General features: G+C 68.8%; 13 protein-coding genes and 1 tRNA gene. 8 read left to right on the plus strand and 6 right to left on the minus strand.

The genetic code is table 11. The annotated features are described in order from the left end of the window. Positions 1-129: 129 nt before the first annotated feature. The 5 genes from ABT300_RS11580 to ABT300_RS11600 form a co-directional block, all read right to left on the minus strand. Positions 130-1,281, minus strand: a complete 1,152-nt coding sequence (locus tag ABT300_RS11580) for a protein kinase domain-containing protein (protein ID WP_351674131.1) — start codon at positions 1,279-1,281, stop codon at positions 130-132. Positions 1,282-1,476: 195 nt separating this feature from the next. Then, positions 1,477-2,808, minus strand: a complete 1,332-nt coding sequence (locus ABT300_RS11585) for a TIGR02679 family protein (RefSeq protein ID WP_351674133.1) — start codon at positions 2,806-2,808, stop codon at positions 1,477-1,479. After that, the gene (locus ABT300_RS11590; protein ID WP_351674135.1) at positions 2,805-7,124 is read right to left on the minus strand and encodes a TIGR02680 family protein; all 4,320 of its coding nucleotides are present in this window, start codon (positions 7,122-7,124) and stop codon (positions 2,805-2,807) included. The genes ABT300_RS11585 and ABT300_RS11590 overlap by 4 nt, the downstream gene beginning before the upstream one ends. Further along, a complete protein-coding gene (locus ABT300_RS11595) occupies positions 7,121-8,539 on the minus strand; it encodes a DUF2398 family protein (RefSeq protein ID WP_351674136.1) in 1,419 nt (472 codons plus the stop codon). Before ABT300_RS11595 ends, ABT300_RS11590 begins: the two co-directional genes overlap by 4 nt. Then, complete coding sequence (locus ABT300_RS11600; RefSeq protein ID WP_351674138.1) at positions 8,539-10,107, minus strand: TIGR02677 family protein; 1,569 nt, start codon at positions 10,105-10,107, stop codon at positions 8,539-8,541. The genes ABT300_RS11595 and ABT300_RS11600 overlap by 1 nt, the downstream gene beginning before the upstream one ends. Positions 10,108-11,723: 1,616 nt before the next feature. Here ABT300_RS11600 and ABT300_RS11605 point away from each other — a divergent pair. Further along, positions 11,724-11,897: a helix-turn-helix transcriptional regulator gene (locus tag ABT300_RS11605; RefSeq protein WP_266965365.1), complete on the plus strand. Its 174-nt coding sequence runs from the start codon at positions 11,724-11,726 to the stop codon at positions 11,895-11,897. Then, positions 11,894-13,270: a tyrosine-type recombinase/integrase gene (locus ABT300_RS11610; RefSeq protein ID WP_351674140.1), complete on the plus strand. Its 1,377-nt coding sequence runs from the start codon at positions 11,894-11,896 to the stop codon at positions 13,268-13,270. Before ABT300_RS11605 ends, ABT300_RS11610 begins: the two co-directional genes overlap by 4 nt. Before the next feature lie 211 nt (positions 13,271-13,481). Here the strand turns inward: ABT300_RS11610 and ABT300_RS11615 are convergent. Continuing rightward, a tRNA-Arg gene (locus tag ABT300_RS11615) sits at positions 13,482-13,553 on the minus strand. Between the two features lie 111 nt (positions 13,554-13,664). Here ABT300_RS11615 and ABT300_RS11620 point away from each other — a divergent pair. The 6 genes from ABT300_RS11620 (at position 13,665) to thrB (ending at position 20,917) form a co-directional block, all read left to right on the plus strand. Further along, entirely contained in the window at positions 13,665-14,156 is a 492-nt protein-coding gene (locus tag ABT300_RS11620) for a response regulator (RefSeq protein WP_351674141.1), read from the plus strand. Positions 14,157-14,430: 274 nt separating this feature from the next. Continuing rightward, a complete protein-coding gene (gene nrtL / locus ABT300_RS11625; protein WP_351674143.1) occupies positions 14,431-15,459 on the plus strand; it encodes an ArgS-related anticodon-binding protein NrtL in 1,029 nt (342 codons plus the stop codon). A gap of 14 nt (positions 15,460-15,473) precedes the next feature. Next, positions 15,474-16,865, plus strand: a complete 1,392-nt coding sequence (lysA, locus tag ABT300_RS11630; RefSeq protein WP_351674145.1) for a diaminopimelate decarboxylase — start codon at positions 15,474-15,476, stop codon at positions 16,863-16,865. Between the two features lie 200 nt (positions 16,866-17,065). Continuing rightward, positions 17,066-18,364, plus strand: a complete 1,299-nt coding sequence (locus ABT300_RS11635; protein ID WP_351674172.1) for a homoserine dehydrogenase — start codon at positions 17,066-17,068, stop codon at positions 18,362-18,364. A 3-nt stretch (positions 18,365-18,367) separates the two neighbouring features. Then, complete coding sequence (thrC, locus tag ABT300_RS11640) at positions 18,368-19,426, plus strand: threonine synthase (protein WP_351674147.1); 1,059 nt, start codon at positions 18,368-18,370, stop codon at positions 19,424-19,426. A 561-nt stretch (positions 19,427-19,987) separates the two neighbouring features. Then, on the plus strand, positions 19,988-20,917 hold the full coding sequence (gene thrB / locus ABT300_RS11645) for a homoserine kinase (protein ID WP_351674149.1): 930 nt from the start codon (positions 19,988-19,990) through the stop codon (positions 20,915-20,917). Positions 20,918-21,322: the final 405 nt, after the last annotated feature.

A 21,322-nucleotide genomic window follows, 5' to 3' on the forward strand; every position in this document is an offset into this window, starting at 1 on the left:
CGTACGCTCCGTTCCCTCACCAGCAGCACTGGCTGCCGCTCGTCGTCCACCAGATACATACGCCACCGGTCTTGGCGGGGTACACACCCGTCGCATCAGCTTTCCACCGGGCACCGACAGCGCCCGTGGTCAGAGGGCTGCGGCCGCTGCGTACGCCGATCGAAGCTCCCCGGCCACCCGCTCGGACGCCGGTGGCCGGCTGGGGCGCGACGGACGCGCAGCCTTCTTGTGCGGACTCGCGGGCGGTTCGGACGGCGTAGCCTGCTGGTCCTCCTGTTCTTCCGCCACGGCGGCTGCATCTGCTCCCGGTGGTACATCGAGCGGACTGGCCGGGGTCTCGAAGAGCGCAGCCTGCTCTGCGAGGACCTTCTCGACCGCAGGGGACAAGGGCTCGACGGACGGCCCCGATACCTGCTCCGCTGTGGAGCGCGCGATCAGAGCGAGCCGCGCGTCCGCCGGCGCCATCCCCGAAGCCGCCATGAGCTCGCCGCACGCATCAGCGACGCGATCGAGTGTCGGCCGGTCCTCCGGAGCGTAGGCGAGCATCGACGTCAGCAACGGCACCAGCCCAGAGGGCACACCGCTGAGATCCGGAGCGATCCCGGCGTTGGCGATCTGAGCCACGATGGCCTCCCACCGCGACCCGTCGTACGGGTAGTGGCGGGCCGCCGCGTACAGCAGAACCGTCCCAAGGGCGTACACGTCAGCGGCCGGCGTCACCTGCGGATGGCCGCTCGCCTGCTCGGGAGGCATGCAACGCACAGTGCCGACGATCATGCCGCTGTGTGACAAGGACTCCTGAGTAGCATCCATGAACGCACTCAGTCCGAAGTCGATGATCATCGGGCCGTCGCCCCCCATGATGACGTTCTTCGGCGTCAGGTCCCGGTGCAGCAGCTCGGCGCGGTGTACGGCATCCAGGCCCTCTGCCAGCAGCGCGCCAAGGCTGGCCACCAGAGAAAGCGGAAGGACGCCGTCGCTGTCCACACAGGCCAGCAGCGTGCGTCCGGCCACGTACTCCATGGCCAGCCAGGGCCGGTCCGCGTATGGGTCGGCGTCCAGGAACCGCGCCACGCGGTTGGTGCCCACCACCGTCCGGGCGATCAATGCTTCCTTCTCGAAGCGCGCCCGTGTCATGGGGTCGAGCTTGTCGCTCCGGATCACCTTCACCGCTACCGGAGACCCTGCGGGGGAGTACGCAAGGTAGACCTCACCCATGCCGCCCGAGCCGAGCTCCCTCGCCACCGTGTAGCGGCCGATCAGAGTGGGGCTCTTGGTCATGAGCTCAGTCCACGCCCTTCCACGTACGCACTCCCAGATTCACGTCGCCCATCAGTTTGCCTGTTATCCGAACACTCCTGACAACCAGCCCCGCTCCCGAAAGCCACGCAGGGCATGACCATGATCCGACGCTCCAAGCGGCTGGGTGGACCGCGGACCGACATTGGCCTGAAAAAGGTGCTTGAGCGATGAGCGTCACTGGGCACGCGCTTGTATCTCATGGGGGAGGCCGTGCCGTAGCCCTGGCGCTTGCCCGTCGCCCTCCTTCCTGGCCGGGCCCTTCCAATCCGCCAGGAGGACGTCAGCGACGGCCTCTTCGTAGACCGCGCGGTTCTCCCGCTTCATGGCCTCAGCGAGTCCTGGCTCCCAGGCGGTGTCCTGTGCTTTGCCGCTCAGGGGGACGTGATCGCTGTCGGCGCGAACAGCACTGAGATAGTCCGCGGCGCTCATCCGCCAGGGTTCGGCCTGGTAGCGGGCGCGGAGCTGGTTGGTCATGTCGATGCCGGGCCAGTCGAAGTCCCCGTGATAGCGCAAGATGCCGCCAGTTTCGATGATCAGTCGCGCCAGCCGGTGAAAGGCGGTCGAGGGACGGCCCTCGGCGCAGATCAGCGGCGGGCTGCCGGCACCGAGCTCACCGGCGGCGCGGCGGAGAACAGCCGGGTTTTCGCAGACGTACACCGTTGGCAGGTTCACGGCGATCGGGAGGGTGATGAGCTGGTGGAGGGTGACGTGGAAGGGAGTGCCGTAGCGGGCGGCGTCGGTGAGCCACTGGCCCAGTCCCTGGCCGGTCGCGGGGAGGTTGAGGACGAGGACACGGCTGGCGAGGTCGTCGACGATGACGTCGAAGGCGTCCCACAGCTCGCGCCGAGCCTCGGCTCCTGATTCGAGTGGGATTCCACGTGCCATGGCCAGGGCTCGCAGGACCAGAGTCGGCAGCGAGCCGCGGCCGGGGTTGAGGGCTTTGGTGTCTCCTGTGGTGGCGTCGGCCAAGGCAGGGAGCATGATCGGTGGAGCGTCACTGGGCCGGTTGTAGAGGTGTTCCAGGACGCGGACGGCCTGGCTGAAGAGGTGGGTGTCCTCTTTATTGATCAGTGCTGTGATCGTGCCGTCGGATGATGCGAGGCTGGCCAGCCACTGCCGGTACCAGGAGTGCGCGGCGTGCAGCGGGCTGGCCTCGCCCTTGGCGAGGATCGACTGCCGTGCCTGATCGAGCGCGGTCCGCTCATCGGCGCGAAAGCGAAGCTCGGGGCCGATCCCTTCCAGGACATCGAGGAGCGACATGCCCGTGACGTTGCGGACGCTCTGCTCCAACGCTGAGAGGGGGATGGTGATGCGGCGGACGTCGGCCGACCGGTACGTACCGGTGATGCCGATGATGGCGTTGCGTTCGGCCGTGGTCGGGTTGGCCAGGCCGATGGAGCCCTTGACCTTGCCGCCGTTACGCTCGAGCGAGCGACGGGCAGCGGCCAGGAGCCGGCGGAACTCAGGAGCCCGGTAGCGCTCGTACGCCTCTGTCGACCCAGTCATTCCGCTTCCTCGGCCTCGTCGTTCATCGGCTCGTCCTCGGGGATGTCCGCGAGCAGTCCTGCCTGGGCGGGAACGTGCCGACGGGGCGTGAAGCCGAGGAGTTCGGCGGCCAGATCGTCGGATCCGGGGTACTCAAGGTCATCGAGAACCTGTTCGCCGTCCCAGACGAGCAGCATGGCGGAGACGGTGTGGGACGCCTCGTCATGCTTCATGTCGTAGTGCGAGATCTGGGGCACGTCGGGGTAGGTGATCCACAGGTCGTAGCCCGTCATGAAGAGGTCGAGGTCGAATTTGGCCGTGAGGGCGAGCAGGTCGGGGCGGTACTTCTCGTCGATGCCGGCGAAAGCCTCGTCAAGGGCGATCAGCCGCGGGCAGGTCGGGTACGCGGAGGTGTACTGGGCGTGGGCCGCTGCGAAGAGCGGCAGGTGGATGGAGGCGGACTTTTCGCCGCCGGACATCACGCTGTGCTTGGCCTTGGTGAGCAGTTCTCCCTTTTTCCGCTCCTCCTCGCTCATGCCGGGCCGGAACAGACGGAGCTCGAACTTGCGCCAGGCGCGGTAGTCCAGGACTTCCGCGATCACTTGCTGGTAGCTCCTCTTCTTGTCGGCAGCGGCCTTGGCGCGGATCTGGCTGCGCAGGTGGGAGCGGAGTTCGGCCAGCCCGGCCGGGCCGAGACCGGAGGCGTCCTTGTCGAGCAGTTTGTTGACGGCCTGCTGGGAGTCGGTGAGCGCGTCGGAGATCACCCAGTTGATGCCCACCGTCGTGCCGGAGGACATCGGCTTGGAGCGGGTGTCGGCGTCCATGCTCCTGACCAGGTCGCGGGCGGCGACGGTGCGGTCGTGGATCTGTTCGGCCAGCCCGGTCAGGAGGCCGTCCTCCAGGACGGTCCGTTCCTTGTCTTCCAGCAGCACGCTCTGATCGGCGAGCTGTTCGGCCAGGCGGCGGGCGAAGTCCGCCACGGGAGCCGGCCCTTCGCTGTCGGTGACCCGGGCCAGGATGATGTCACCGGCCGGCTCCCACTCGAAGAGGTAGCCCTGATCGGACTCCAGCAGGGCTGCCTCCAGCGCGGTGATAGCGGTAGAGATCTTGGTTGTCACGGTCTTCAGGAGGCTCGCGGTGATCGGCCGGCCTCGGGTCGCCTCGTCGAGCGCGTTGATCAGGGAGGCGACGGATGCGGGGACGACGTTCCGGGCGGCCTCCACGCCTGTGAGGGAAGCGCCGGGCGAGGTCAGGCGGTCCATGAGGGCCTGGACGGCCTGCTCGGGGCTCGGCCACATGTCGTGCGGCAGCCAGACGGTCTCGGCGTTCGCTTCGAGGAGGCCGAGAAGGTCTGGCCGGGCATACGGCTCCAGAGTGAGCGTGGTGCGCATCTGCTCAGCCACGGCCGTGGCCAGCGCTGTACGCCCGAACTCCAGGGCATGGTCAGCCTTCAGAAGCCGGTCTCGCTGATCTTCCGCGTCCTTCTTCGCACGGCCGTACGTCTTCTGTGCCGCGGCGAGCTGCTCCTCCGCGTCCGCGATCTGCTGCAGAAGCTTCTGAAGTGGGGCTTCGAGCGTCGCTTCCCGGGTGTGTAGACGTTCCTCCTGAACGGCGAACTCATCCTTGCGCGCCTGTAGCGCCTCAGCCTGTTCTGCGCAGGACTCCGTGTGCGCTGCGATGATCTCTCTGCGGCCGGCGATGTCGCGCTCGGCGGCGTCGGCCTGCTCACGGCAGGTGGAGAGCGCCTTGCCGGCGTCGGCGAAGTCGCCGATGGCCTGGGCGACGTTGTTCAGTTCCTCACGGACGGTGGGCAGCCGTGCGGCCGTGGCGGCCTGCCGAAGCTGCCGGTTTTTCTCATGGGCGCGTGCGATCGCCCCGTCGAGCCGTTTGCGGGCCTCGGTGAGGCGGCGGCGGGCGCCGGCGACCTTCTCCGCCACCACGGCCACCTCGCCTACCGCATCGGTGATCGGCTGGGTGCGGGGGAGCTCGTTCCTGGCGCGGTCGAAGTCGTCGAATGCTTCTTGCGCGTACCGCTGCCGTTCTTCAATGTCGGCGAGCTGAGTTTCCAGGGCGGTGATGGATTCGTCGAGCAGGCGCAGCCGTTCACGCCGACGAGCGGCTCGCGCGGTGGCCCCGATGTACTCCGGCTGGTCCTTGGGATGCGCGCCGATCTGGACGCCGAGGCAGAAGTGTGAGCCCGTCGTGACCGCGGGATGGGACAGCGCGTCGCCCGTTGCAGGAATGTCGTCCGTGATGGCGATGGATGCCAGGACCGCCTGGACGGCCGCGGCGTCGACGGACTGCTGATCTTCGACGACCAGCACATCGGCCAGGGTTCGTCCGCTCGGACGCTGCGCGGAAGGCAGCGGGCGCAGGTAGGCGTCGGCGACCTTGTCGTGCAGCGCCTGGTCGGTCAGTGCGGAGTCGGGGTGCAGCCAGGCGGTGAGCAGGCCGGCCGCATACAGGGCGCCCTCCACGGCGGCTGCGTGGTTGTCGGGGATGTGATCGGCGAACCGCACGAGCTGCCACAGCGGGGCGCCGGGCCGGTCAACGCGGCTGGCAGGGCGCAGGTCACTGGGTGGGGGCGCGTCATCGGCCTCGGCGGCCACGGTGTCGCGCTCATCCTGCCTGCTGCGCAGAGCATCCGCAGCGTCCCTGTGCTCCCGCTTCAAGGTCTCGACGCGGGTCATGGCCATAGTGCGGCGCTGGTCGGTGAGGGAATGAAACACCTCCGGCAGCGGGGCCGTTTCTGGTTCCCCCACGGCGTCGATGGCCGCGCGCAGCGCGTCACCGTCGGTGGCAGCCAGGACCGCGATGCCGTCGCCGCTGCTCCAGCGGCTGATGAATTCGTCCAGCTTCTGACTGGCCGTGGTGCGGGCGGTCTCGAGCTGCTCGGCGGCTGCGGCGGACTGCCGCTCGGCCTCGGTCAGCTCACCGCTGGCCGCGTCCCAGTGGTCCTGCTCGCGGTCCTGGTCTTTCTTGGCGTCCTCAAACGCGGCGAGGTGGGCGCGTACGTCCTCCAGTTCGCTGCGCCGCGCGGCTACGCGACCGGCCACGTCTGCGTCCAGCTCGGCACCAAGATCCAGCGTGGCGTCGTCGTGCAGGATGCCGCAGCGGCGCGCGGCGTCCATCAGGTTACGGGTGTGCCGGGAGGCCGCTTTGCACAGCTCGTCATGCCGCTGGACAGCGCGCTCCGCCTCCCCCTTGAGGGCCGCCAAGCTCTTCTGGGCCTGGTTGAGGTGGCGTTCGCTGTCGGCGATGCCCCGGCGTTCTGCGCGTACGCGCTCGCGCAGTTCTCTGAGCCCGTCCCGCTGCTTGATGGCGTCGTGGTTCTTGTACTCGGCCAAGCGGGCGCCGATTTCGTTGCACTGGCGTTCGGCGGCATCCCGCTCCTGCTGTGCGGAAGCCAGCTGCTGCTCCGAGGTGCGGCGGTCCTGCGCGGCTTCCATGATCTTCTCGCACTGGGCGGCCGTGTCCTGGATGCGCACGGTGACCTGGTCGACGCGGTCACGGGCATGGGCGCGCAGGTAAGTGGTGTACTCACGCAGGAAGTTACGGACCGCGGTATCCGCCCCCGTCAAGGCGTTGAGGAGCGCCTGGATCTCGGCGAGGTTCTCGAAGTCGCGGGCGGCCTGCAGGATGAGGTCATCGTCGACGGGGCGCAGGCCGGCGGTAAGGGTGTCGGACAGCTTGACCGGGTCAAGATCCTTGGCCAGCAGCGGGCGCCGCAGCTGGAGCAGAAGGTTGACCAGCTGGCTGTAGCGCTCACGGCCCAGCCCGAACAGCCGGTCATCGATCTTTTCCCGATATGCCTCCGCCGTATTGAAGATGGCTTTCTTGCCCAGCAGCGTCTCCAGGGCCTTCTCCCGCAGCGGGCGCGAGGCGCCGTCCAGCAGGCCGAAGTCGATGCCGACTCGGCCGTCGGTGACGAAGAAGAAGCGCGCGGGTGTGGACATCGCCTTGGTCACCCGCATGCCGATCCCCACGGTGACGGCTTCGAGGACCTCCCCGTCCGGGGCGGTGCGGGCGAACTCCATCCACACGTAGCCGTAGGCGGACTCCTGCCCCTTGTAGAGCAGGTTCGACTTCATGGTCCGCTCCTCGCCGCTGAACGGATCAAGACGCCGTGCGTCGAGGACACCGTCCAGCACGAGGGGGAAGAGCACTTCGAGGGCCTTGGTCTTGCCGGAGCCGTTGTGCCCCCGCAGGACCAGTCGGCCATCGGCGAAGACGAACTCCTCGTCGGTGTAGTCCCACAGGCCGATCACCCCGGCGCGGGTGGGCTTGAAGCGAACCTCCGACTCGTCAGCGGCGCGGGAGTGGGGGATGAGAGTCATCGAGAGGTGTCCTCAAGGGGGAAGTCGAGAGCGAACTGGCCGTGCGCGGGGCGCGGCAGGACGGCGGTGATGTTGCGGTAGCGGCCGGCCGCGGGCCGGACCAGGATCCCGCCGGGGACGGTGTGGACCAGACGCAGGTCGGCCAGGAGCGCGACCGCTTCTGCCAGCAGGCCGCCGGGGTCGGCCTGCCACTTGTTGGTGAAGGAGGAGGGGCCGAACTCTTCGTAGAGCTCGTTGATCATCTGCTCCAACGTGCCGTGTTCCACGAAAGGCAGGCCCGTCTGCCCTTCATGCACCGGCACGTCCGGATCGGCATCGTCCGCGTGCCAGCCAGCGTCCGCATGTGGGTCCTGCGCCAAGGCTGCGAGCGTGCCGGCCTGCGGCAGAGCCATGTCGATGCGGCTCAGCAGGTCCGTTTGTTCCTCCCCTGGTCCGGCGGGCAGGAGGTACTGAAGACTGGCGGCCCGGTCCGGGTCTTCCCGCAAGTCCGCGATCTTCGCGAGCATCAGCCCGGCCGTGCGGTTGACCGCCCCGCCGCGGCCGGGGAATCGCTTGTCAGTGAAGTGCCCTGTCGTGTCGACGAGCATGATCCCCTCTGCGCGGCGCTCGACCGGCAATCCGGTCAGCCGTGCGATGTCCTCCGCCAGGGTGGGCTGGCGCAGCGCAATCGCCGTCTCCGCGTCGGTGTCGCTGAAATACACCACCGGATACTCGATCAGCAGTCGGCGAGCTCGCTGGGCAGCAAACCGCCGACGAGGGTCACGTCCGGTGCCGGCGGTCGGGGTGTCCAGCAGGCCGGCAGCGCTGACCAGGTGCTGCAGCGGCTTGTTCGGCCTGAAAAGCGCCGCGCAGGTGTCGTGGTCGATGTCGAACAGCGCATCGCCGCGGTCGTGGTCACGGGCCCAGTCCTCCATAGAACCATCGGAGATCCGCAGCGCACCCCGGTCGACAAGCCAGTCCATCACATCCACGACCGCGTCCTTGTGTCCCGGCGCGGTCGCATCGAAGCCCAGGTGCTCGATCGCGTTGGCGGACGGAGTGAGCAGCTTGACGAGATCGGCGAGGTTGATCTCGATGCGTGATCGGTGCAAGCACGCCAGGATCAGGCACAGGTAGGCCAGACGCCGCCGGTCGAACGGCCTCTTGCTCTTCACCGTGAGGAACGCCTGGCTGGCATCGAACGCGTCCAGCCGCCTCAGCAGCCGTGCGTGCCGGGCGCTGGTCTGCAAGGAGTATCCGAACAAGTCACGGAAGTCCTTGGCCAGTTCCTCTGACCACTGCAGCACCAGAGCGAGCGCCTTGGCTCGGGGGTAGCTCTCGGTGACGACGCCGTGCAACAGCATGAGCCGGGCAGCCTGCTGGTACGAGCCGAGGTCCGCAGGCTCCACCGAGGAGGCGACGCGATGGGCGGGCATCAGGGCTTCTCCGTTCGGCGCCGGCGCATCGCACCGTGGGGCTTGATCTCCAGGGCGAAGCCGGGCAGGTGCAGTGTGCCGGTCTCGGTCCGCAGCCGGCTGCCGCGCTCGTTCGGGACCAGACGCAGCGTCAGCACGTCGCTGCTGCCGGTACCCGAACGCAGCCGTCCCGCGACGACGGTTCGTGCCTGGAGGGCACGGGTCAGCAGCTTGAGCACGGCTCGGGTCTCCGCCTCGCTCAGCACCCGGTCGTGGGGACCGCGGTCCAGGAGATCCGTGGCGGCCTCCCGGTCCGCGGCCCGAGCCGCCAGCTGCTGCTCTCGCAGCCGGGCGTGCGCGCCACGAGGCGTCCGGATCGGCTGAGGCCCGCCCGGCGCAGGCCGCTTGCCATGCCGGAACAGGCTGACGCTGATCTCCACACCAGGCGCATCCCACCACGTCGCCCGCGGCGAAATCTGGTCATCGTCGTCGTGGGCACCCGACAGATGCCGCACCGAACGCAAGTCGAAAGCGGCGGACACCAGCGCGTTCGCCGCCTGCTCGTCCGGCGCAGCCGCAGCCCAGGCGGCCAGATGCCGCAGCTGGGTGGTCCGGCTCACCCCACCTCGGCGTGACTCCGTCACCTGCCGCAGCAGGGCAATCACCCCGGAGATGGCAGTGCGAGTGGCGCCTTGCAGCTGAGCGGCCCTCGTCTCCCCACGGCTGTCGGCCAAGAACCACTGGCGCAGCCCCATCCACCGCCGCCGCCAGTCCTCAAGCCGCGCGGCCGGCCGCATCATCGGCCGTTCATCCACCGCGGCGGCCCGCTCCAACAGCGTCTCCACCCCGCTGTCTTCCACCTCGTACACGGCCTCGGCCAGCCGGGGCGCGTAACGCTCCAGCTCTGCCGTGAACTCACTCATGTGCGCCAGCAGCGCGTGCTTGTACCGCAGGAACGTCTCAGGGGAGACGTCCGTCGTACGCGCCACATCGTTGAGGGTCAGGTAGAAGCGTGCCGCCCGCTGCGTCATGTCCTCCAGCACGTTGTCCAGCCGGGCGAGCTTGCGATACACCTCGTCCTGGTCGCCCTCCCGGTTCGCACTCGCCAGCGCCTTGAAGTCCGCCAGGATGTCGGCGAACACCAGCCGCGACAGGTTCGCGTCCTGTACCCGGGAGCCGATGACCTCTTCCACCGCGCAGTAGACGCGGTAGCCGATCTCCGTGAACTGGTAGACCGACTGCCGGTTTCGGTACGCGGCCAGATTGCCGCAACGCAACGGGTCTTCCACCCGGTAGAGAACCTGCTCAGTGTCCGAGGAGAGGTTGTCGAGCATGCCCCGCAGGTTCAAGTCCGCGGCGGACGGCACCTCATCGTGCGCTACCGCGAGCTCGCTCAGTGCGTTCGCCACGTCGTCGGGGTGGACCTGCAGCTGGTGAACGGCCCGGAGCACGTTCATCGCCCGCAGCACCCACAGATATGCCAAAGGATCATCACGCTGCGTGAAATTGAACAGGCGCAGGCGGTCACCCACCGTCAACGAATCAAGATCGAATGACTCGGCGACTCCCGAGTCATCACGCTGAAACACCTATGCCGCCCCTCGTCTCGCCACGCATTGCACATACCCTGACAGACGCCACTGACAATCGACCTGGGGTCGGGGCAGAGAGGCCGTTTTCCGACCTCTTCAGCGCGCTCTCGGCAGTGGACGCCTGTACGCACCCTCCGTGAAGTCGGATCCGCGCTGGCTCTCACGCGGCGTCACCCCCCTGGGCGGCGAGTGGCACTGCTTGCCGCGGCTACGCTGCCTTCGGTGAATCCGCTACCCACGCGCAGGTCCAAGCATCCGTCGTCGGGCTGAGGGCGGACCTCCGCCAAGCCGAGGTGGCGTGGCCGGGCCGGTGGCGACCAAGCTGCCATCGATGAGATCGCCCAGCCCTTACGCGATCAGGGCGAGGGAGACCTGCGATGCCGGATAAGCCCAGCCACAGCCGTCGCAGTGCTGGGCGTCTCTGTCCTTCGACAGCGAACCCAGTCGACGCCGATCCTTGCCATCCAACCGAGTCGTCCCAGGTCAGCGGACTCAACCTGCTGCGCTTCGATACCGCGGGGGCTTTGACAGTCAATCCAGTCGTCGCAGGGTCGCAGGTCAGGAGCTTTCGACCGGACTGAGTTGGCTGTCAAAGGACAGTCTCCCGCCGGATTCGCCCACGGCAGACGAGAAAGAGCCCCAAGACACTGGAACGTGGTCCGGGATCATGTCAACGTACAACGTCCCGGAAACACCAGGTCAGCAGGCGGGCCTCCGGGCCGACCAACAGACAGGTCGGCCATAACGGTAGCTGGTACCTCGTGCTGCTCGGCCTCGTCGCAGAGATCCCGCCCCCAGGAGTACATGTCGAATGCCGCTCTCCGATCCGCCTGTTTCACTTCTCCCATCCGCTTGGCGCTTGGCGCCCTGAACGCGACCACACAGCAGCGAGGCGACTACGGCGCCGTCTCTACAGCCCTGTGCGACCAGGCTGTTCGGCGAGGACTTGCTGCACGCGGCTACCGCCGGAAGCGAGCGGTGCTCGCGCACATCGCGACACACCCCGGAGCCGCACCCCGACACGTCTCCCGAGCCCTTGGTGCTCCCGAGTGCGTCGTGGCTCGCAGCCTCGACCGGCTCTCTGACAATGGGCTCCTGGTAGTCGTGACGGACGGCGCGCCCTTCGGTCTCTGGTCGTACCGGCTGGTCTCCTGAGCTTCTCCTCCAGGAGTGTCCGGAGACTTCCTTGTGCGGGCGGCGCGCAACATAGCCGACGATCGCCGGTTAGCCAAACCGGCGATCGTCCGGAGTATTGATGTCGTTCGCACCGGCTACTTGGCGGTGGACCTGGAGCGGACAGCGCCGTCCTGGTGCCCAGACGTCGTCTAGCGCCTGTTCAGCGCGCAGGACCAGACCCCGTGAATCCAAGAAAGGCACCAACCGCGCCAAACGGTCATTCGCCCGCCGCAGCGCGGTGGATTCTGCGCCACCTCGTAAGGAACCCTCATGCGCCCTTTCGTGATACCCCCTGCCCAAAAACCGAGTCGTGCGCACTGGCCGCAAAGCTTCTTCGTGCCTGATGGCGTACCGGCTGCTGCACAGCGGCGCTTCGATTCTTGGCGGCTCGGCGCGGGAGGCGCTGAGTGAGGAAGGGCGATAAAGGTGACGAGTTGATGACTGTCCCCGAGGTGCTGGCGGAGCTCAAAGGGACTTCCCGCCGAACTTTCTATCGGTGGCGAGAGATGGGCACGGGACCTGCGGTACTGAAGCTCCCGAACGGCGAGTTGCGCGTCTGGCGGAGCGTATTTATGGAATGGCTGCATGAGAGAGAGGAAGCCGCAGCTTGAAGACGACCGACGTTCGGATATGGGACGTTAGGGTAAAGCAGCGCCAGGGCAAGGACACCTATGAGGTGCGCTGGGTCGTGGCGGGGCGCGAGGTATCCCGCTCACGTCGCACTAAGGGGCTTGCCGACAAGCTGCGCGCGCAACTCCTCATGGCCCAGGAGAATGGGGAGCAGTTCGACACAGAGACAGGGTTTCCTCCATCGATGGAGGAAAAGGCGCCGGCTCTCACCTGGTACGCCTTCGCCTTGAAGTATCTGAAGGTGAAGTGGCCGCATGCAGCGCCGAACTATCGGGATGAGATCAATGAGGCGCTGACGGGTGTCACAAAGGCGCTCATGCCGAAGCGGCCCGGCCGGCCGACGGATACAGCAATGCAGCGGGCGCTTCGGGACTGCGCATTCGTTCTTCCCGGCCCGGAAGATCGCGAAATCCCGCCCGAGGTCAGAGCCGTGGTCGACTGGGTGGCCAGAAATTCTCCGCCGCTTGCCGATCTGGCCAAGCCCGCAGTTATGCGAGGAGTGCTGGAAGCGCTCAAGTTGAAACTCGATGGAGAAGCGGCGTCGAGTGAAACTTTCAAGCGCAAGCGTAAGGTCCTCGTCAACGCGCTCAACTACGCCACGGAGCTGGGCAAGCTCGACGAGAATCCCGTCAACTCGGTTTCCATGCAGAAACCGTCAAGAATCGTTGCCGTTGACCCCCGCGTCGTGGCGAACCCGAAGCAGGCCGGCAACCTGATCGGCGCTGTGTCGTACGTGGGCGGTTACCACCGAGCCAGGGGCAGACGACTGGTGGGCATGTTCGCTGGCATGTACTACGCCGGGATGCGCCCGGCGGAGACCGTCGGCGTCGCGGTCCAGGACTGCCACCTCCCCGAGGAGGGCTGGGGGCTGGCGAACCTCCACCGGACCAGACCGACGGCAGGGAAGAAGTGGACCAAGACGGGCGAAGTCCACGACGACCGCGGGCTGAAGAACCGCGATCCCGAGGAGGTGCGTCCGACGCCTCTGCCGCCGGCCCTCGTGGCCATCTGGCGCGACAGCATCGACACGTTCGGCACGGCAGATGACGGCCGACTCTTCTTCAACGAGCGAGGCGGACTGGTCGGCTCCTCGACCTACTCGCGCGTGTGGGCCGAGGCCCGAGAGCTTGGCCTGCCACCGGAACTCGTCGCGAGTCCACTTGCGGACCGTCCGTACGACCTGCGCCACTCGGCGCTGTCCACGTGGCTGAACGCCGGAGTCGATCCGACGGAGGTCGCAGAGCGAGCCGGAAACACCGTGGAGGTGCTGTTGGCTCGGTATGCGAAGTGTCTCCATGGGAGGCATGTGGTGGCCAACAAACGAATCGAGGATCTGTTGCTCGAATACGAGTGACGATGATCACACTGAACGCCCCGGGGGTGAACCCTCGGGGCGTTTGCTATGTGGCGGATCGGGCGTTTGGTAACCCAATGTCCGATCCCGCGTATGTCCCGCAGTGTGCGTCCTACGGCTGCTTTCGCTGGCCCTCGGCTGCATATAGCTGCAGTTACTTCGTTTTGGCATCTGCGCTGGTCAGTTGGCGTTTTAGCCCTCTGGCCTGCAGTGCCCCCGGCAGGATTCGAACCTGCGCACACGGCTCCGGAGGCCGTTGCTCTATCCCCTGAGCTACGGGGGCGTGTCGGGCCGGAGTTGTTTGCTCGCGGCGACGGGTAGAACACTACCAGCTCCCTCGGGGTGTTCATGAACGTGTTTCCGCGGGCCGGAGCGTCGCCCGCGAGGGGTGGAAGTGGGGAAAACCCGGACGCGGTGGCCGGTCCCGACCTACTCTCGAGGTGTGCCAGGCGCGTCGGGCCGGGTGCTTGTTGTCGACGACAACAAGGTCATCCGGCAGCTGATCAGGGTCAACCTCGAGCTGGAGGGCATCGAGGTCGTGACCGCGTCCGATGGTGTCGAGTGTCTGGAAGTCGTCCATCAGGTGCGACCCGATCTCGTGACCCTCGATGTCGCCATGCCGCGGCTCGACGGGCTGCGTACCGCCGCTCGACTGCGTACCGATCCGCGGACGCGCGATCTTCCGCTCGCCATCATCAGTGCGTGCACGCAGTACGAGGTGGAGGCCGGTCTGGAGGTCGGTGTCGACGCGTTCCTCGCCAAGCCCTTCGATCCCGCCGAACTCGTTCTGCTCATTCGGACCTTGATGGATCGGGAGAGCGGCGCGGGGGAGGGCGTGGGGGCCGGGACGGGGGGCGGGTCCGGCGCGGGGCCAATGACCGAGTAGGGACCTGAAAGCATGACCGCAGTAGGGACCTGAAGGGGCCGGGTTTCGACGAGTATGGCGCGAGCATGGCGCAGTCGTGCCTGTGCCTGTGCCTGTGCCTGGGGCTGTGCTTCTCGCCCCCTGCACTCCGTGCGGCTCCCTCCGCCCCCGGCGGCACCCAGCATCCCCATCCCCGCCCGGCCGCCCGCGGCCCCCCTCCGTGCTGGCGTCCACATTGCGGACCTCTCGGAAACCGGTTCGCATACCCGCCCCCCTTCTCCCCTACGCTTGTGCCGTGACCCCCGTCGAGCTCTCCCGTACCGTGCTGTGCGCGGTGCGTCGTGCCGTGGAGGCCGGGGAGCTCAGCGTGGCCGTTCCCGCACGTGCCGTGGTCGCGCCGCCGGGACCCGGCGGGCGTGGGGACTACGCCACCAACATCGCCCTGCAGCTCGCCCGCCCGGCCGGGCAGCCCCCGCTCCGTGTCGCCGAAGTGCTGCGGTCGTACCTGGCCGCCTCCGAAGGGGTCGCCGGCGTCGAGATCACCGGGCCCGGGTTCCTCAACCTCCGCCTCGACGGCTCCGCCGCCGCCGTCCTCGTCCGGCGTGTTCTCGCCGAGGGGCCGCGGTACGGGCACGACGACAGGCTCGCCGGGCAGGTGTTCGCGCTGCGGGTGCCGTACGAGGTGCGGGCTGAGGTCGTCGCCGACGCGCTCGCGCGGATCGTCGGGGCGCAGGGCGGCCGCGTCGACATCAGTCACGACGGGCCCGTCACCCTGCGGCCCGCGCCCGCCCCCGAGGACCCCGCCCCGCTCGGGCCCGACGCCGCACGCTGGGCCCTGCTGCATCCGGCTCCGCACGACCGGCCCCGGATCACCGCCGATCATCTGGTCCAGCGGGAGAGCAATCCCCTCTTCCGCGTCCGTTACGCGCACGCCCGCACCCGGGCCGTGAGTCGCAACGCCGCCGATCTCGGGTTCGGGCCCCGGTCCGACCCCGGTCCGCGCGACGCCCTCGCGAACACCGCCCCCGAAGACCATGACCTGCTCGCCCTTCTCGCGGACTACCCCCGCATCCTGGCCACGGCCGTGATCGACGTCCCGCAGCCGGTCACCCCCGGCCTCGACGCCGGCGCTCCCTCCCGTCTCGCCCGGCACCTTCTCGCGCTGGCCGACGTGACCCTCGTCCTGCTTCCCGGCGTCCTGCCCCGTGGTGAGGAGAAACCCTCGGCCGCCCACCGTGCCCGGCTCGCGCTTGCCGAAGCCGCCGGGACGGTGCTGGCCGGCGGCCTGTCCCTGCTCGGCATCGACGCACCCGATCACCTCTGAGAGAGCACGCCCAGATGAGCCGTTCCGCCCACCCCGCCGGGCCCCGTCACGCCGACGTCCTGCCCGAGGGCCACTACTCCGCGCCGCCCGCCGATCTGAACACCCTTGACGGCAAGGTCTGGGCGCAGACCGTCACACGCAACGCCGACGGTGTGCTGACCGTCGGCGGCGTCGACGTCCTCAGCCTCGCCGAGCAGCACGGCACCCCCGCCTACATCCTGGACGAGGCGGACTTCCGTGGCCGGGCGCGCGCCTGGCGCACCGCGTTCGGCGACGACGCCGACGTGTTCTACGCCGGCAAGGCGTTCCTGTCCCGGGCCGTCGTGCGGTGGCTGCACGAGGAGGGGCTCAACCTCGACGTCTGCTCCGGCGGCGAGCTGGCCACCGCCCTGTCGGCCGGCATGCCCGCCGACCGCATCGCCTTCCACGGCAACAACAAGTCGACGGAGGAGATCCGCCGGGCCGTCGAGTCCGGCGTCGGGCGCATCGTCCTCGACTCCTTCCAGGAGATCGTGCGGGTCGCGCACATCGCGCAGTCCCTCGGCAAGCGCCAGCGGGTCCAGATCCGCATCACCGTCGGCGTCGAGGCCCACACGCACGAGTTCATCGCCACCGCCCACGAGGACCAGAAGTTCGGGATCCCGCTCGCCGGCGGTCAGGCGGCCGAGGCGGTGCGGCGCGCCCTGCAGCTCGACGGACTCGAGCTGGTCGGGATCCACTCGCACATCGGGTCGCAGATCTTCGACATGTCGGGGTTCGAGGTCGCCGCCCACCGCGTGGTCGGGCTGCTCAAGGTGATCAGGGACGAGCACGGCGTCGAGCTGCCCGAGATCGACCTCGGCGGCGGTCTCGGCATCGCGTACACCAGCGACGACGACCCCCGCGAGCCGCACGAGATCGCCAAGGCGCTGACCGAGATCGTCACCCGGGAGTGCGAGGCCGCACGGCTGCGCACCCCGCGCATCTCCGTCGAGCCGGGCCGCGCGATCGTCGGACCCACCGCCTTCACGCTGTACGAGGTGGGCACCGTCAAGCCGCTCGACGGGCTGCGGACCTACGTCTCCGTCGACGGCGGCATGTCCGACAACATCCGCACCGCGCTGTACGACGCCGAGTACAGCGTCGCGCTCGTCTCGCGTGCCAGCGACGCCGAGCCGATGCTGGCGCGCGTGGTCGGCAAGCACTGCGAGAGCGGGGACATCGTGGTGAAGGACGCCTTCCTGCCGTCGGACCTGGCGCCCGGTGACCTCGTCGCCGTCCCCGCGACGGGGGCGTACTGCCGTTCCATGGCCAGCAACTACAACCACGTGCTGCGGCCGCCGGTGGTCGTCGTGCACGAGGGGGAGTCGAGGGTCGTCGTGCGCAGGGAGACGGAGGAGGACCTGCTGCGGCTCGACGTGGGCTGAGCGGCCGGCCGGGAAACCGGCGCCGCGAAGGAGAATGGGGCGGCGGAGAGGAAAGGACGGAAGATCTCCTGTCTGCCGCCTCTGCGAAAATGAAATACATGTCTCACGATCCGGACCAGGGATAGAAACCCCGGTCCGGTGAGTGAGACTGAACCAACCGGAAACAGCCGTAGACGGTATTCAGGAAACGAGGTCGGATGATGCGTACGCGTCCGCTGAAGGTGGCGCTGCTGGGCTGTGGAGTGGTCGGCTCAGAGGTGGCGCGCATCATGACGACGCACGCCGACGACCTCGCCGCGCGGATCGGCGCTCCCGTGGAGCTCGCCGGTGTCGCCGTGCGACGGCCCTCGAGGGTCCGCGAGGGCATCGATCCCGCCCTCGTCACCACTGACGCCACCGCCCTCGTCAAACGCGGGGACATCGACGTCGTCGTCGAGGTCATCGGCGGCATCGAGCCGGCCCGCACGCTCATCACCGCCGCGTTCGAGCACGGCGCCTCCGTCGTCTCCGCCAACAAGGCGCTGCTCGCCCAGGACGGCGCCGCGCTGCACGCCGCCGCCGACGAGCACGGCAAGGACCTCTACTACGAGGCCGCCGTCGCCGGCGCCATCCCGCTGATCCGGCCGCTGCGCGAGTCCCTCGCCGGCGACAAGGTGAACCGGGTGCTCGGCATCGTGAACGGCACCACCAACTTCATCCTCGACAAGATGGACTCCACGGGCGCCGGCTACCAGGAGGCCCTCGACGAGGCCACCGCCCTCGGGTACGCCGAGGCCGACCCGACCGCCGACGTCGAGGCCTTCGACGCGGCCGCCAAGGCCGCCATCCTCGCCGGGATCGCCTTCCACACGCGCGTGCGCCTCGACGACGTCTACCGCGAGGGCATGACCGAGGTGACGTCGGCCGACTTCGCCTCCGCCCGGGAGATGGGCTGCACCATCAAGCTGCTCGCCATCTGCGAGCGGGCGGCCGACGGGGGCTCCGTGACCGCGCGGGTGCACCCCGCCATGATTCCGCTGAGCCACCCGCTCGCCTCGGTCCGCGGCGCCTACAACGCCGTGTTCGTCGAGTCTGACGCGGCCGGCCAGCTCATGTTCTACGGCCCCGGCGCCGGCGGTGCACCCACCGCCTCCGCCGTGCTCGGCGACCTCGTCGCCGTCTGCCGCAACCGGCTCAGCGGGGCGACGGGGCCCGGCGAGTCGGCGTATGCCGCCCTGCCGGTGTCGCCCATGGGCGATGTCGTCACGCGCTACCACATCAGTCTGGACGTCGCCGACAAACCGGGCGTTCTCGCCCAGGTGGCGACCGTGTTCGCCGAGCACGGGGTGTCCATCGATACGGTGCGCCAGCAGGGACGGCAGGACAGCGACGGCGAGGCCTCTCTCGTCGTCGTCACCCACCGCGCGTCCGACGCCTCCCTCACCGGGACCGTCGAGGCGCTGCGCAAGCTCGACACCGTGCGGGGTGTCGCCAGCATCATGCGGGTTGAAGGAGAGTAACCAATGACCCACCAGTGGCGCGGAATCATCGAGGAGTACCGGGACCGGCTGCCGGTATCCGACAGCACGCCGGTCGTGACGCTCCGCGAGGGCGGCACGCCGCTCGTGCCCGCGCAGGTGCTCTCCGAGCGCACGGGCTGCGAGGTCCACCTCAAGGTGGAGGGCGCCAACCCGACGGGGTCCTTCAAGGACCGCGGCATGACGATGGCGATCACGCGGGCCAAGGAGGAGGGCGCGCAGGCAGTCATCTGTGCCTCAACGGGCAACACCTCTGCCTCCGCGGCCGCCTACGCCGTCCGCGCGGGCATGGTCTCGGCCGTGCTCGTGCCGCGCGGCAAGATCGCGCTCGGCAAGATGGGGCAGGCCCTCGTCCACGGCGCGAAGATCCTCCAGGTCGACGGCAACTTCGACGACTGCCTCACCCTCGCGCGCTCGCTGAGCGACAACTACCCGGTGGCGCTGGTCAATTCGGTGAACCCGGTGCGCATCGAGGGGCAGAAGACGGCCGCCTTCGAGATCGTCGACATGCTCGGCGACGCCCCCGACATCCACGTCCTGCCGGTCGGCAACGCGGGCAACATCACCGCGTACTGGAAGGGGTACCAGGAGTACGCCGCCGACAAGATCGCCGCCCAGACGCCGCGCATGTGGGGCTACCAGGCCTCCGGCAGCGCTCCGATCGTGCGCGGCGAGATCGTCAAGGACCCGTCGACCGTCGCCACCGCGATCCGTATCGGCAACCCCGCCTCCTGGAAGTACGCGCTGGCGGCGCAGGAGGAGTCCGGCGGCCGCATCGACGAGGTGACGGACCGTGAGATCCTGCGTGCCTACCGGCTGTTGGCGGCTCAGGAGGGCGTCTTCGTGGAGCCCGCGTCCGCCGCTTCGGTGGCCGGTCTGCTGAAGGCCGCCGAGCAGGGTCTGGTCGACCCCGGCCAGCGCATCGTCTGCACCGTCACCGGCAACGGCCTCAAGGACCCCGACTGGGCCGTGGCCGGCGCCCCGCAGCCCGTCACCGTCCCGGTCGACGCGGTCACGGCGGCCGAACGCCTCGGACTCGCGTAACCGACTCCTCCACCGACCGGCGGGCGGCCCACGGGCGCCCGCCGGCCGACGGAGGCACGGCGGCCCACCCGCCCGGAAACACCGGGAACAGGGGAAACGCCGGGAACACGGGAAACGGTCGGCAACACGGGTAACACCGGGAACACCAGGACGACTGGAAACGCCGGCGACACCGCTTCCGCCAGGAACACCCACCGGGCGGTATGCGGGCCGAGACCTCGGCGAAGACCCCGGCACGACCCGGCGGCGTCATGGCAGCGGCCCGGCAGCAGCCTGAAGGCAGTCCGACAGCCGCCTGACGACGGTCCGGCGGCGGGCTGACGGCGAGTCGTCGAGAGACCCCGACGGGACTTCCCCATCAGGGGTGCACAGGGGGCTTACGACACGCATCGTGCGCCTCCTGTGCGCCCTATGTCGCCGCAGAACCTTCCTTCGATAGGCTGTACCGAACCCGCCCGCCGCATATGCCGCGGTGCCGCGTCGCCGTAGCGGCGGCAGGGTCCCCCAGTACGTAGCGCATCTCATTCGACAGCCCCGCAGCTCAAGGAGAGTCATCGCAAGATGGCCGGTCCCGCCTTCCGTGCCGCCCCCGTGCGCGTGCGCGTTCCCGCCACCAGCGCCAACCTCGGCCCGGGTTTCGACGCCTTCGGCCTCGCGCTGGGGCTCTACGACGACGTCGTCGTCCGGGTGGCCGACTCCGGGCTGCACATCGACATCGCGGGCGAGGGCAGCGAGACGCTGCCGCGTGACGAGACGCACCTGCTCGTCCGTTCCCTGCGCACCGCCTTCGACGTCCTCGGCGGCCAGCCGCGCGGACTGGAGATCGTCTGCGCCAACCGCATCCCGCACGGCCGGGGCCTCGGCTCCTCCTCCGCCGCCATCTGCGCGGGCATCGTCGCCGCGCGCGCGGTGACCATAGGCGGCGAGAGCAGGCTCGACGACGCCGCGCTGCTCGAGCTCGCGACCGAGATCGAGGGCCACCCGGACAACGTGGCGGCCTGTCTGCTCGGCGGTTTCACCCTGTCCTGGATGGAGGCCGGCGCGGCGCGTGCGATCAGGACGGAGCCCGCCGATTCCATCGTTCCGGTGGTTTTCGTGCCCGGGAAGCCGGTCCTCACCGAGACCGCGCGGGGCCTGCTCCCGCGCTCCGTCCCGCACGTCGACGCGGCGGCCAACGCCGGCCGGGCCGCACTGCTCGTCGAAGCCCTCACCCGGCGTCCCGAGCTCCTGCTGCCCGCCACCGAGGACCGTCTGCACCAGGAGTACCGCGCGCCGGCGATGCCGGAGAGCGCCGCGCTGGTGGAGCGGCTGCGTGCCGACGGGATCCCGGCCGTCATCTCCGGCGCCGGACCGACCGTGATGGCGCTGGCCGACGCGGACACCGCCGACAAGATCGAGTCCTCGGCCGGCGCGGACTGGGCCGCGAATCGCCTGGCCATGGACCTGCAAGGGGCGTGCGTGCTGCCTCTTGCGCCCTCCGGCGACATTTAAAAGCGCTCGGTTGCCGGATTTCGAGAGGGGGAATGTTTGTTGGATCCGGTAGTGTTAACCTCAAGTCTGCACCCGACCCCACCACGGCGAGGTGCTTCGTGTCCCGCTTCGGGACAGACATTCTTCCGGGAGCTCCCCAAGCCGCACTGCGTTCCGTACGTCGTACCTGGGCAGTACGCCGTGCAACGACGCTGAACGGTCCGCAAGTGGGGGTACCCCCTCTGGGGGAGCTCCGGAATCGGTGCTTGACCACGCCACGTGACACTGGGTGTCACGACTCGTCGGGGAAGCGCCATCACCAGCAAATTCTCTTCCGCCGCATGAGGCGGACCACCGCCCCGGCTTCGCCTCAGCAAGGACCGAAGTCGGACAGCACAAACGGTCGCCGAGCCAGACAGGCCGACG

This window comes from Streptomyces sp. NPDC001027 (assembly GCF_040299045.1).
Classification (GTDB): domain Bacteria; phylum Actinomycetota; class Actinomycetes; order Streptomycetales; family Streptomycetaceae; genus Streptomyces.